11 protein-coding genes are annotated in these 12,862 nt (G+C 37.1%); 5 read left to right on the plus strand and 6 right to left on the minus strand.

The window, feature by feature from the left end; translation table 11 throughout:
• The first annotated feature begins 19 nt into the window (after nucleotides 1–19).
• Nucleotides 20–646: an arylformamidase gene (gene kynB, locus IQI_RS19325; RefSeq protein ID WP_064094296.1), complete on the plus strand. Its 627-nt coding sequence runs from the start codon at nucleotides 20–22 to the stop codon at nucleotides 644–646.
• 177 nt (nucleotides 647–823) lie between these two features.
• Here the strand turns inward: kynB and IQI_RS21105 are convergent, their stop codons facing one another.
• Nucleotides 824–913, minus strand: a complete 90-nt coding sequence (locus IQI_RS21105) for a putative holin-like toxin (protein WP_231893468.1) — start codon at nucleotides 911–913, stop codon at nucleotides 824–826.
• Nucleotides 914–1,179: 266 nt separating this feature from the next.
• On the opposite strand from IQI_RS21105, the gene IQI_RS20755 reads away from it, so the two are divergent.
• Nucleotides 1,180–1,326, plus strand: coding sequence for a hypothetical protein (locus IQI_RS20755; protein ID WP_156509956.1), 147 nt, complete (start codon nucleotides 1,180–1,182; stop codon nucleotides 1,324–1,326).
• Nucleotides 1,327–1,369: 43 nt separating this feature from the next.
• On the opposite strand, the gene IQI_RS19330 is transcribed toward IQI_RS20755, so the two are convergent.
• Together IQI_RS19330 and IQI_RS19335 are read right to left on the minus strand one after the other, a co-directional pair.
• On the minus strand, nucleotides 1,370–3,622 hold the full coding sequence (locus tag IQI_RS19330; RefSeq protein ID WP_231893469.1) for a UvrD-helicase domain-containing protein: 2,253 nt from the start codon (nucleotides 3,620–3,622) through the stop codon (nucleotides 1,370–1,372).
• A gap of 177 nt (nucleotides 3,623–3,799) precedes the next feature.
• Complete coding sequence (locus IQI_RS19335) at nucleotides 3,800–5,347, minus strand: GGDEF domain-containing protein (RefSeq protein ID WP_064094297.1); 1,548 nt, start codon at nucleotides 5,345–5,347, stop codon at nucleotides 3,800–3,802.
• Between the two features lie 580 nt (nucleotides 5,348–5,927).
• Between IQI_RS19335 and IQI_RS19340 the strand changes: the two genes are divergently transcribed.
• Together IQI_RS19340 and IQI_RS19345 are read left to right on the plus strand one after the other, a co-directional pair.
• Nucleotides 5,928–6,167, plus strand: a complete 240-nt coding sequence (locus tag IQI_RS19340) for a hypothetical protein (protein ID WP_064094298.1) — start codon at nucleotides 5,928–5,930, stop codon at nucleotides 6,165–6,167.
• Nucleotides 6,168–6,976: 809 nt separating this feature from the next.
• On the plus strand, nucleotides 6,977–8,584 hold the full coding sequence (locus IQI_RS19345; protein ID WP_064094468.1) for an amidohydrolase: 1,608 nt from the start codon (nucleotides 6,977–6,979) through the stop codon (nucleotides 8,582–8,584).
• 68 nt (nucleotides 8,585–8,652) lie between these two features.
• Here IQI_RS19345 and IQI_RS19350 read toward each other — a convergent pair whose 3' ends face one another.
• From IQI_RS19350 to IQI_RS19360, 3 genes are read right to left on the minus strand one after another with little or no spacing between them, the layout of a single operon-like run.
• The gene (locus tag IQI_RS19350) at nucleotides 8,653–9,786 is read right to left on the minus strand and encodes a DEAD/DEAH box helicase (RefSeq protein WP_064094299.1); all 1,134 of its coding nucleotides are present in this window, start codon (nucleotides 9,784–9,786) and stop codon (nucleotides 8,653–8,655) included.
• A 42-nt stretch (nucleotides 9,787–9,828) separates the two neighbouring features.
• A complete protein-coding gene (locus IQI_RS19355) occupies nucleotides 9,829–11,154 on the minus strand; it encodes an ATP-binding protein (protein ID WP_231893470.1) in 1,326 nt (441 codons plus the stop codon).
• Between the two features lie 41 nt (nucleotides 11,155–11,195).
• Nucleotides 11,196–12,386: a cation:proton antiporter gene (locus IQI_RS19360; protein WP_064094300.1), complete on the minus strand. Its 1,191-nt coding sequence runs from the start codon at nucleotides 12,384–12,386 to the stop codon at nucleotides 11,196–11,198.
• Nucleotides 12,387–12,563: 177 nt separating this feature from the next.
• Here IQI_RS19360 and IQI_RS19365 point away from each other — a divergent pair, with 177 nt between their 5' ends.
• Complete coding sequence (locus IQI_RS19365) at nucleotides 12,564–12,860, plus strand: AbrB/MazE/SpoVT family DNA-binding domain-containing protein (RefSeq protein ID WP_064094470.1); 297 nt, start codon at nucleotides 12,564–12,566, stop codon at nucleotides 12,858–12,860.
• The last annotated feature ends 2 nt before the right edge of the window (nucleotides 12,861–12,862 follow it).

Below are 12,862 nucleotides of genomic sequence, written 5' to 3' on the forward strand. Positions count from 1 at the left end.
TCCAGAGAGGATGAAACAGTTGAAAATCATTGATATTTCTCAACCATTACATAGTGGCATCCCTGTTTGGCCAGGGGATACCCCCTTTTCCTTTTCTTTGAATTGGACGAAGGAAGACACTGGATCTGTTAATGTTGGACAAATCACCATGAGCTCCCATACTGGCACTCATGTGGATGCTCCTTTCCATTTTGATAGCAAGGGAGGAAAAATCCTCGATCTTCCATTAGAGCGTTTTATTGGTCCCGCCATTGTCATTTCTGTTGACGACACGATGGAAATTGGACGTCAGCATATTGAAAAAATAGACTTAACAGGGATTAAAAAGGTCTTGTTTAAAACCAATGCCTGGAAGAACCCTGAACGCTTTCCAGAACGTATTCCTGCTATCCAAAAAGAGCTTGCGTCTTACTTACGTGACAAAGAAGTGGATCTTATCGGAGTTGACCTTCCATCTGTTGACCCATTAGACAGTAAAGACTTAAAAGCTCATCATTCCTTACATGAGAACGATATTGGAATTCTTGAAGGAATTGTTTTAAAAGACGTTGAGCCTGGAAGGTATGAATTATATGCCCTTCCTCTTCCTCTTCAAGAAGGAGACGGCTGTCCTGTACGTGCTGTTTTAATTGATCGAAATTCATAAGATTGCTTTACACTATTTCCTGGAGTTCGGTATAATAGAGAGAGCATAAAAAACATGAATTACAGAGTCCTGGCTGCCACCAGAACTCTGACAGTATACATTGCCGTTTGCGCAATATTATATTCTTTTAATAAAATCTGAAGTAACCTATCCCTTGCAGTTGTAATAGCGGGTGGGTTACTTCTTTTTTTGTGTTACTGCGATTATTGCTACTGTTAATGTACCAAAGGCAATCATCAGTTGTAGTACGTCTGCTGTTTCAATCATTTCTACTCATCACCTCCCACCTTAGGGAGCTGCCTCTTGCCCACCCAGCTATGTACACCGTATGTTTATTTTAACACAAAAACAGAACGTATGTTCTATAATTATAAGCATAAATAGAAAATAGTTCCTTTTTACTGAATTCCTTCCTATCTCCTATCTTGTTTTTCATCGAATATTTTCTCTACTCTTTTTCATAGACTAACTATATAGAGGTTTAAATTATCAAAAAGTTCACCATAACTAATAAAGTGAAAGGAGGCGGGAAAATGGGAATTGCGACAACCATTGGTTTAGTCGTTATACTGGCGATGATTATGGGCATTCTAATTTATTTCTTAAGACAAGCTTTAGATTCAAATGATTCCAAGAAAATTGATTCATATGACAAAGATCAAGATCATTTTTCACAATAATAAAATGAAAAGAGCATGCTTCCTCATAAGGAAGCATGCTCTTTTATATGGCAATTTCTTTTTCGCCTAACTCCATTGAACTCGAACAAAGAGGACAACTTTTTTTCCCATTGTCTTCCTTTCCATCGTTCTTCTGCCAGGCAATACAGGAATCACTCGTACAGATCCATGCAGTGATTGTAGTAGTTGGCCCTTTTACTTCCTTTACAGAAGGAGCCTGTTCTTCTTTTGGAGCTTTTTCCCGAAAAATATCTGCAATAAAACGAGAGCATTTTCGAGTATCTCCTTGATAATAAGCAGGGGAAGAAATAAATAACTTTTCCTTTGCTCTTGTAATGGCTACATAAGCTAACCTTCGTTCTTCCTCTAATGCACTGGCGTATTTCTCTTTTTGATTAGGGCTATTTAGAACCTTGTCCTCAAGCTTGTCAGCATTTAAGGCAGAGCTATGAGGTAAATTCCCTTCTATGGCTCCGATAAGAAAAACGACAGGAAACTCTAATCCCTTCGAACGGTGTATTGTCATCAACGAAACACTGTTCGTATCTTTCCGCTTGTTCTGGTTCAAATAAATTTCTTCATACTTCGCTTTCATTTCATCAATAAAGCTAATGAAACTTGAAATCGTATCAAATCGTTTAGCAGATCCTTCAAGTTCATCTAACATTTCTTTAATTAATTCCTTCTGCTCCGTTACCACATGGGATTCTTGAGCATCAATATATTTATGATAGAACTCTCTACGTATACGTTTGATGGCTGCTTCTGGTGAATCCTCTTGAATGTCTTTTAAAAACTTCATTCGATCCTTTAGATTCTTTACTTGAAATGGCTTGAGACCTGATAAAGTCGTTAAGTGTATAAGAGGATATTTTTTCCTCACTTTACGATCTTCCTCTAAAATATGAGCCATCCCTCTCTCTTTCCTTATGAACATGGTAGGTAATATGGATTCCATTGCCGAGAAGTTTCTTGGGACAATGGATAACCGAAGATAATCCACAACCGGCTTTACAGTCCAATTTTCATAAAATAGAGAGTCCTTTTGATTGTAAGGGTGAAAGGGGATTTCTTTTAATAATAGTTGCTCAAATACTGCTCGCCCACTACTCATCGTCCGGTGAAGGATAGTAACATCACCATATGAATAGCCCTCTCCTATGAGTCTAACAATCTCTTCCGTCACCCAAACCGCTTCTTCATCTGCGGTGGATGGCCTTGAATAGAGAGGCTTTAGCCCTTCTACCTTTGTGGCGATAAGCTCTTTATCCCGCCGATGAGTATTTCGTCCAATAACTTCATTTCCTAGACCAATAATGTACGCATCAGATCGATAATTTTCTTTTAACGTAACCACCTGAGCCGTTGGAAACTCTTGATCAAAGTCTAAAATAAATTCATTGCGCGCTCCGTTAAACGTATAGATGGTCTGATCATCATCACCTACCACGAACAAGTTTTCATGAGCAGCAATTAATTTAATCAATTCATACTGAACTAAGTTCGTATCTTGAAATTCATCCACCATCACATATTGAAAGCGATGCTGTAACGATTTTAAGAGATTAGGATTATTCATTAGTAATTCATAGGACTCTGTTAAAATATCATCAAAATCCAGTTTATGATTCATCCTCTTCCATTCTTCATATTTTAACAGAATCTCTCGAATCTCTTTTTCTGACTTGGACTTCTGTGGAAGGTCCTTTACATTCATTTTATTTAATTTATAATGTGACAATTGAGCAAGTAACGTTTCAGCATCGTAAGGATCATAAATACTCATTTCCCGCTGAATCTGCTTCAAAAGAATTTGCTTGTAACGTTCGTTCCCAATGATTTCTTGAGTATAATGACGAGATCTTAATAAGTATAAAAACAAGGCATGAAACGTACTGGCATGAACCCCATAACCTCCTTCTGCACCAGGCAAAACGGAAATCCTTTGCTTCATTTCTTCAGCCGCTTTTTTCGTAAACGTCACGAGCAATATATTCCTTGGATGTATCTTTTTCACTGACATAAGGTAGCCTGCTCGACACACTAATACCGTCGTTTTACCCGTTCCAGCACCAGCTAATGTTAAACAAGGTCCATCAACATGGCGTACAGCTTCAATTTGAGATCGGTTTAAATGAATCCCTGCCTCTTCGATTGTACGAAAGAAAAAGGCATCCTGCTCATTTGCACCTATTATTTCATGAGAGGTGTCTCCTTTATACAATGGAGCAAGGGGAATCTCTTTCTTCTCTGCTTCATATGGATAGATAGCATAATTGGTCAATACTTTATTCAAAGCTCATTCTCCTAGCTTTACTTAACGATTCATAACCTTCTCATCATAACAAGAGAGAATCGGGAATAGCAATGTGTTTTTCAATGGCTAAGTCGACCAGTAAGTAGTAGAGGTGACGAGAACTTCATTTTCCAGTGAAAAAAGAGTGCTCCAGATACTTTCTCTGAAACACTCTTCTTAGCATACAATATGAAAATTATCTTTTCCTTGTTCCTTTACTTTGTACATTGCCTGATCAGCACTTTTCATTAAGTCTTCAATATCACTTCCATGCTCAGGGTAGATGGCAATCCCTGCACTAAAAGTGACATGAATTTGTTTTTCCATAACTTGAAAAGGTTTTTTGCATAATAATAGGAGTTCTTTAGAATAAGAAAGAATTTCCTCTCTTTTATGTACGTGATGAACAATAATAAATTCATCTCCTGATTGCCTTGCCAGCATGGATCCATTTGGTAACAGAGACGTAAATCTCTTAGTAAACTCAACCAGCAATTGATCTCCATATGAATGTCCATAACGATCATTTACCTCTTTAAACTGATCTATGTCCATAAACACTAACGAAAATGGTGTTTCCTTTTTCATCAACCGGTCTATCTCTACCTTCAATCCTCGACGATTTGGCAATCCCGTTAATTGATCATGCATAGCCATATGCTCTAATTGAGTGAAAGTCCGCTGAAGCTCTTCATTTTTCTCTTGTAACTCTACTGTCCGTGCTTCAATTTGCCCTTCTAAATTCCTACTTAAAAGCTGGTAGGATCCAGCTAGCCTTTTATATTGATATGAAGAAAGGAGCTGCCTCAGGAAAAGGAAAAAAATAATACTTATAAAACCTATCCCTACAACGATGTCATCTGTACTTGTATAAAGTAGAAATAACGAAAGGATCCCCATTCCGCTTAGGATATTCCTCCAAAGTGAATGGGAATAATCTTTATAATAGAAAACACTTTCCCCTAATTTAAATTCTCGTTTATCTTTTACTAAACGAGTGATGGCCATAGATTGAAGTAAAATAGGCACCATCCATACCAACTCAAGTATCGTCCCTTGGAAAAAGGTTCTATTAAAAACAAAAAAGCTTTCCATTCCTAATTGAATACCCATAGAAATAGAGAATAGTAGTAACGCCAATCTGGGAAAGAAGTACCTTTTAATAAAAACAGTTAATAATAATCCAATAAACAACAGAAACTGTATAATTGGGTAACTAATCACTAAAAAACTTGTTGATAAAGGTAGACCCAGGGGTTGGACTAAAGAAGAAATCCACCAATGCCAAGACATAATAAATAACGCAACAAAAACGATTAAAGTATCAAAAGAATAATATAAAAAGTTTATCCGATTCCTGATTGGTAGGATGAGTAAGGTAAAACTAAGGATGTAAATTGATATGTATAGAAGATTCAAGATGTTTGTCAGATCCCACAAGGCAGTGGCTTCTGGAAGAGGTTGTTGAAGCATCAATACGATTTTCCCTGAGAAGTAAAAGGACATTCCCACTGCAATAAAACCAATAAACTTCTTCTTAAATCCCTTAGTGTTTATGAATGAGAGTATTAGTAAAAGTAGAACCATTCCCATACCTATGAACCCAAAGGCAATATTAAGGCTGACTCTAGTACTCTCGGTAACTTGTGTGAAGAGGTAAGAATATATCACAATATAAAGAATGCTTAAAAACAACATGTTCCTTGTTAACAGCAATGATTTCATAATAATCTTCCTATCATTTCATGGAATTTCTCTATCACTCTAAAATATTTCCATAGTAGATTTTACGGTATTGAGTAAATTAACACAATTCTCTCACTTTTTCATTTTACCTTAAAAACCATCTATATCCTACTAAATACTCATATTTTAATCTATTTTTTTTATTTTTTCACAATTAAATTATTGTGTTTGCTCTTTGAGAGAAAAAGTAGAGGTTGATTGCATCGAGAGGCTGCTCGCTTTCCCTCGGGCGGGCGGTGATCCTCACACCTAATAAATACAAAAACTTTTGGAAAAATCCACCCAAGGAGAGTAATGATTAATTTTTGATTTCGTTCTAAAGATATTTATATAAAATATTTTGTCAATATAAATATCTGTCACTAATTCTCTTGAAGATGGTAGACAGAGTCATTGTTTTGAGAGGATCCTTTTTATGATGTTAAACAACCGTTTAAGCTCTTTATCCTTAATTTGAGAGGGATTTTTTATATTAAACAAACGTTTGTTTAAATTGAATATGCTTCTTAAGGATTATAAAATGTCCATTAGCGGGTATTAAATACATAGGTGATATACGATGATTTTAACAAAATGGGGATTTACCCGTCGTAATAGCATAAAGGCAGAATTTGATTCCTATCCACATTCCCTTGTTATCCTTCGGAAAATTAAGAATTACTATTTTATTCACAAAATCCACTGGTCTCAGCTTGATCCTGTTGTAGAAAAACATCATCTTGAGGAAATGGAGATACTCGTTAATCGTGAACTTGATTTAGAGACATATTACTTTAATCGAAAAACACGTAAGATTTGATTCTGTGACAGCCTTTTTGAAATAGTGAGAAAAAATAAGAAAAAGAAAGATAACAAGTAAAATTGATTATAAAAACAGCCCAAATCGCATTATATTGATTATTCTGAAGATTTAAATAAAATTAAGATTTTGTTAATATATACTTAATAAAAGATTTACAATACACTCTTTAAAGGAAGGCGTGATTCCAATGACGTAAGTAAGCAAAGCATGTCAACATCACATCTGGACTTTGAAATCGGCCCGTGAAAACTGATTTCAAGATGTGTGGATATGCGGGAATGCGCAAATCTTATTTCAGGAGATGATTCCAATGAAGAATGTTAGCGAGACATGCTAGAATCATGATACGGTTAAAGATAGCCTGTGAAAACTATCTTTGTAGCATGTGGGCGTGTTGGGACTAAAAGGAGCAAGTAAAAATAAACTATATAATACATGCACTACCATTAAATTTAAATGAATGTGAAGTATGTTTATTAGTAAGAAAGGATAGAAAGTATAATTGAATACGGTTTACTTAATTTAAGGCGCTGTTTATGTGATGTATACATAAGCAGCGTCTTACATTTATTTTCCCTTTATTTTTCAAAAGCAGACTCCTTTAACACTCCTTCAAAAAATAAAGACTCCTTTCTCAAGAACGGTTTTCAATGGGATGTTTTCCGGATCCGGTCCATGCCTGCAATCCTCTACTACTTCTTCTCAATGACCTATACCATATATTAACTATAAATTTGTATTCCCTCGCCCTTTCTGTTTACAATCAAGGTAAGCTACTAAAAAGAACAGGAGAAACGGTGATTATTATGGAAGCAACTAAAATAATCGTAAGTAACGCGATTTTCACAGGAAATTCAACTGTTCCATTTGATGGATTTATTGCAGTACAAGGGGACACCATTATCGGTGTTGGCCCACGATCTGAAATGGAAATCTTTGTTGGTCCACACACAGAAAAACGGGATGTTGGCAACCGTCTTGTGATGGCAGGCTTCCATGACTTCCACCTTCATTTATTTTTAGGTGCCATGTTTGAAAGCTTTTGTCAGCTGACATTTGCCTATTCAGAAGAAGAAGCTGCACAAATGATTGCACAATATGCCAGTGAGCACCCTGAGGATGAATGGGTACTTGGCTTTGGGTGGCATCATGTTCGCTGGCAGGGTCAGACCTTACCCACTCGTCATTCATTAGATCGTGTTCTATCCCATCGCCCGGTCATTCTTCTAAACGAAGAAGCTCATAGTGCTTGGCTTAATACAGCTGCTCTTCACAAGCTTGGGATTCGTCGAGATACTGAAGAGCCTCAATTTGGAAGAATTGAAAAAGATGAGGATGGAGAGCCTACGGGTTTCTTATATGAAACAGCAGTTCAATACGTTATCAATGCCTTTATATTTGATAATGAAAAAACGAACAACCTAATGGAATCGTTTCTAAAAAAGACCGCCAGTTATGGAATCACTTCTGTATCAGATATGCTTCCCTTACCGGGCTATACACTGGGAGACCCTGCTTTTTATAGAAGTATCGAGGAAAGGGGGAGACTCACCACAAGGATTCATTTCTTAGATGTGTTAGACGGTAACTTTGAACGCGCTAAGAGCCTCAGGGAAAAATATCGCTCGGATAAGCTTCAATTTTCAGGATTAAAACAATTTTTAGATGGTGTTCCCCTTACCTATACAGGCTATCTATTACGTCCTTACTCGGACCGGCCATCTGAAATCGGTGGTACGATTTATGAGTCTGAGGTCTATCAAAAATGGATAGATGAAGCTGATAGAGAAGGCTTTAGAGTAAGGCTTCATGCTTGTGGGGATGGAGCAGTTAGACTTGGACTGGATTTATTTGAGCACGCTCAAAATGTAAATGGGAAGCGCGACTCCCGCCATACGATAGAGCATATTGAAGTTTGTGACCCAAAGGACTTTGAGCGTTTTTCAAAACTTGGAGTTATCGCTTCGGTTCAGCCTGAGCACCTCACCTCTGGATCCATGGAAACGCATGCCTATTTAGATCGTTTAGGAAAAGAGCGCTCACAATTCACTTGGCCATTTGGTTCCTTGCAGAAACATCATGCTCCACTTGCCTTTGGAACCGATTTTCCGATTGTCGATATTAACCCAATGCTGGGCATTTATCGAGCCGTTACACGAAGACATGAGGATGGATCTCCTCTTGAAGGGTGGAATCCACAAGAAAAATTGTCTTTGTCAGATGCTCTTATCCATTATACAAAATCTCCAGCTTACGGAAATTTCAGAGAGCATGATTTAGGAACCATCGAAAGAGGAAAGAAAGCCGATATCGTTGTACTGGATCGGAACATCTTTGAAGTAGATTCCTCTGAAATTCTTGAAACAGCCGTTCGGATGACGATGATGGATGGGGACATAATCTATGAAAAATAAACAAATTGGGTAAAAAATAGGTCCGTCCCTCAAAGAATGCTCTTCTTTGAGGGACGGACCTTTCTTATTTATGATTTTGGTGGTTCGCTAAGTCCGCCGCCGCGGATGGTTTTTTCTGTGAAGGGGAGATTTAGTTCTTTGCTTAATTTTTCGAGAAAGCTCAGTTCTCGTTTAGATACCAGACAAATGACGGTTCCTTCAGCTCCCATACGCCCAGTTCTACCGGAACGATGAATATATTGCTTTGTGTCTGTTGGAAAATCGTAATGGATAACATGTGTGACATCGGTAATATCTAACCCTCTTGCTGCTACATCCGTTGTCAAAAGGAGTGATACTTTCCCTGCTCTAAAGCGATCTAGAGAATGCTTACGCTCCATTTTGTTAGATTCACCTGCAAGAACTTCAAGCTCGACACCCTTGAATTTTAACTTTTCTTCTGCTTCAGAAAGCTTTTCTAGCTGATTGAAGAATACTAATGCCTTTATGTCTTTGAAATAAGCAAGACTTCGAAGGGCTTCCACTTTATCACGTAGCTCACTGTATACAAATACATGATCGACTTTAGGATTATCGAGATTTGCCTCCATCTTTACAATTTCATAGTCTTGTAATAAGTCATCTGCTACACTCTCTGTTTCATCTGAAAGAGTGGCAGAGAAAAAGAGAACCTGACGCTCTTTTAAGGTTGATTTAATGATGTCCTTTACCTCACGGATATGTTCTGGAGAAATCATTAAGTCAAACTCATCCACGATGATGGTTTTCACCTCGTGCATTTTTAATTTTTTCAGCTTCATTAGTTCTAATAATCGTCCAGTCGTACCGACTACAATATGAGGCTTTTTCTTTAGCTTTTCTAGCTGTTTCTTAATATTCGCACCGCCAATAAAGGCAGCACTGGTCACTTCGCTTCCTTTTGCCCACTTCTGGATTTCTTGTTGAATTTGCATGACAAGCTCTCTAGATGGAGCAAGAATGACTGCCTGTGCCTGCTTTCGATTTGGATCGATTGACTCAAGGACCGGGAGTAGATAAGCTAACGTTTTCCCTGTCCCAGTTGGAGACTCACATACAACGTCCTTTCCCGACATAATAAGAGGGAGAACACGCTCCTGTACAGGTGTTAAAGAGCTAAACTTGTTTTCTTCCCAGTTTTGTTGAATAAAGGGTGCTTTCATAATAGTAGAAATTGAGTTCATAAGATCATTACGTTCCTTTCCTAATGGGAAGATGCTGTGTTACTAATCCTTGTCTACAAGAGGCAAACAAATCTTCACAACCGTCCCTATTTCTTTTTCACTTTGAAAATGAATTTTTCCGTTATGTCTTTCTATAATTTTATGACAGACCGCTAAGCCAAGGCCTGTTCCTTTTTCCTTTGTGGAATAGAATGGTTCACCTAATTTTTCAACACGTTCAGACTCCATACCTACTCCATTATCCTCTACCAATATACACACGTTCGTACTCTCTTTAAATAATGAAATGGTCACTTTCCCCTCTTTTGTAGCTGGTATAGCCTCCACAGCATTTTTTATTATATTGATAAAAACCTGTTTGAGTTGGTTACCTTCTCCCATTACATAAAGGGATTCATATTCATTATTCTCGTATTGGATGGACACATTATCGAGATTCGCCTGTGCCTCCATCAGGATGAGCACCTGTCTGAGCAGTTCATCCACTTTTTGTTTTTGAAAATGAACATCCTGCTGCTTTCCAAGTATGAGCATTTCGCCGGAGATAAGGTCAATTCGACCTACTTCAGAAAGCATGATATCTAAATGGTTATGATCGATTGTATTCGTCGTTTGCATTAATTGAATGAATCCTTTTAATGAAGTTAAAGGATTTCGTATTTCATGAGCAACAGCAGCAGCCAGTTGTCCGATGACAGACAGTTTTTCAGATGCGACCATCATTTCTTCATTTTTGCGATAATGAGTAATGTCTCTCGCTATGGCATATAACCCTGTTACTTCCTCATCAACAATGATTGGTACAAATGAGCATCGAAGAATCTTGCTTTTATCATTTGGCAGATGTATGGTCGTTTCAAATTTCGAAGCCTTCCCTAAAAAAATCCCCCGAAAATGTTTGGTCACTAACCTTATGTCACTTTCATCTAGAAATGTTCTGAATTTCACTTTCTTTAATTCCTCTTGAGTAGATTCCAATAAATCTTCAGCCTCTTTATTGACAGAAACGACATTTCCTTCTAAATTCAACTCAAATACTCCATCAGGATTCTGTTCAAATAACGAATGATAATGTTGGTTTTGTATTTGTAATTGACGCTCTTTGTTTGTCAGCTTTTCATTAGATACAATCAGCTCTTGAGTTCTTCGATATACCAACAAATAAATAATAAAACCTGTTATGAGTATAAAAAACCAGCCTTTATACCGCTGAAAGTAAATATAGATACTCAGTTGTTCATGAGCAAGCGCCATAGAAACAGTATCAGATAGGATGATCCATAGTCCTCCAAGAAGAACATATGTAATGGCAACCCTTAAAGAGATTTCTTTTGCTTTTTTCATTGTTGTTGGTTCACCTGAATTCATCGTAGTGTTACTCCTATCCTTTCACAATTCTTACCAATTTATCAAAAATCTTTTTCTTTAAATAAATAGGAAGAGAATGGGTATATGGCAATACTTTGGATAAGTAAGGATAGCATGATAACACCAAATGTTAATGAATGCAGATATTCAGTTCCTTGTTTTTCAATTCCAAGTAATAAAGCAATAGACATTGTGCCTTTTATGCCTGACCAGGTTAAAATAAGAACTTCCTTCCAACCATAATTCCTTCTCCAAGATTTTCGCAATTTCACAACTCCAATAATAATAACATAGCGAACGATTAAGGAGAGAATAAATAGAAGGAAAATCCACCCTACTAAAGAAAAGGACAAGTACTTAGTAAATTCAATCCCTATTAATAGGAATAAAAACGTCAAAATAGTCGGTTCAATGACTCCCCAAAAACGGTCCAGGTCATTTCTAAAGTGATTTTCTTTAATCGTGCGTCCATATTCATAAGAAAGCATGATTCCACTTGCAACAGTAGCTAATACCCCAGAAACACCCATCTCTTCTCCTATGTAAAAACTTCCATAAGCTAAAATAATACTTAACATAACTTGATAGTTTGAATCTGTAGTAAAATGGATCGCTTTACTTACCAGCCAGCCGAGAACACCCCCGATTAGGGCACCTCCAATAGATACCCATAAGAATTCCCATGTAAATGAAGTGGCCGAAAACGTGCGTTCACCAAAATACATGCCTGCAACCACAGTAAACAAGACAATACTCGTACCATCATTTATCATGGATTCTCCTTCTACCACATCTGCAATATCTTGTTGGTTTGATGACTGTTTTAATATAGAAACAACTGATACTGGATCAGTAGGTGTCAAAATGGTCGCCATTAAAAGGGCTTCAAGATAGGAAATCGAAAAAAGTGGCTGTAGGGAATAATAAAATAATAAGCTCATTAACAGCGTCGTTAAGACAATTCCCACAGTACTTAATATCGAAATGATGCCCACATGCTTTTTTAAATCTTTAATGGGAAATTGATATGCTGAGATAAATAGTAAAGCAGGTAAAAACCAATAAAATATAATTTCCTTTGTTAACTTCACTTCTGTAAAAAACGGGAGAAAGGATAGCCCGATCCCAATTAAAAGTAATACAACAGGAACAGGAATATTCTTCTTCTTTCTATCCATGATAAAAACACTATATCCAATAACTAATAAAATAAGAATTTGAATTGGTTCCATAGAAGGCACCTCCATACCTAAAGTATTGTATTCTTTTTTTATTCCCTTACTCCTCTTTTTCATAAACTTGAACTTCTCTATCCTTCTTCCTATTTTTTCAATATTAAGTTTAATTTCCATAAAAAAGGTAAAAGGGTACTATATGCAGAAAGTAGGTGATGCACTATTTTGAGCATTATGGACAAGAGTAAGGCATTTAGCAAAAGCGGAACGATTACGTTGCCCACTAAATGGAGGCAACGCTTTGGACTTCTGCCCGGAAAACTAGCGGAGCTCTTTTATCAAAATAATTCCATCTACATTAAGCCAGCCGAAAAAGAATCCACTCATAATAAACGGTACATTTCTGAAAAAGGCACGATTCATATCCCACAAGAACTCCGTCGCGAAATGGGGATCACTTATCAGTCACCCTATTTTCTACACGTCAACGAAGATGAACACTGTATTGTGATCACCCATGAAGACGAATAAAC

Source organism: Rossellomorea aquimaris TF-12 (genome assembly GCF_001648555.1).
Taxonomy (GTDB): domain Bacteria; phylum Bacillota; class Bacilli; order Bacillales; family Bacillaceae_B; genus Rossellomorea; species Rossellomorea aquimaris.

Coding starts and splice junctions, on each gene's coding strand:
- IQI_RS21105 (WP_231893468.1), bottom strand. CDS start 913: ATGATTGAAACAGCAGACGTACTACAACTGATGATTGCCTTTGGTACA.
- IQI_RS20755 (WP_156509956.1), top strand. CDS start 1,180: ATGGGAATTGCGACAACCATTGGTTTAGTCGTTATACTGGCGATGATT.
- IQI_RS19335 (WP_064094297.1), bottom strand. CDS start 5,347: ATGAAATCATTGCTGTTAACAAGGAACATGTTGTTTTTAAGCATTCTT.
- IQI_RS19340 (WP_064094298.1), top strand. CDS start 5,928: ATGATTTTAACAAAATGGGGATTTACCCGTCGTAATAGCATAAAGGCA.
- IQI_RS19345 (WP_064094468.1), top strand. CDS start 6,977: ATGGAAGCAACTAAAATAATCGTAAGTAACGCGATTTTCACAGGAAAT.
- IQI_RS19350 (WP_064094299.1), bottom strand. CDS start 9,786: ATGAACTCAATTTCTACTATTATGAAAGCACCCTTTATTCAACAAAAC.
- IQI_RS19355 (WP_231893470.1), bottom strand. CDS start 11,154: ATGAATTCAGGTGAACCAACAACAATGAAAAAAGCAAAAGAAATCTCT.
- IQI_RS19360 (WP_064094300.1), bottom strand. CDS start 12,386: ATGGAACCAATTCAAATTCTTATTTTATTAGTTATTGGATATAGTGTT.
- IQI_RS19365 (WP_064094470.1), top strand. CDS start 12,564: ATGGACAAGAGTAAGGCATTTAGCAAAAGCGGAACGATTACGTTGCCC.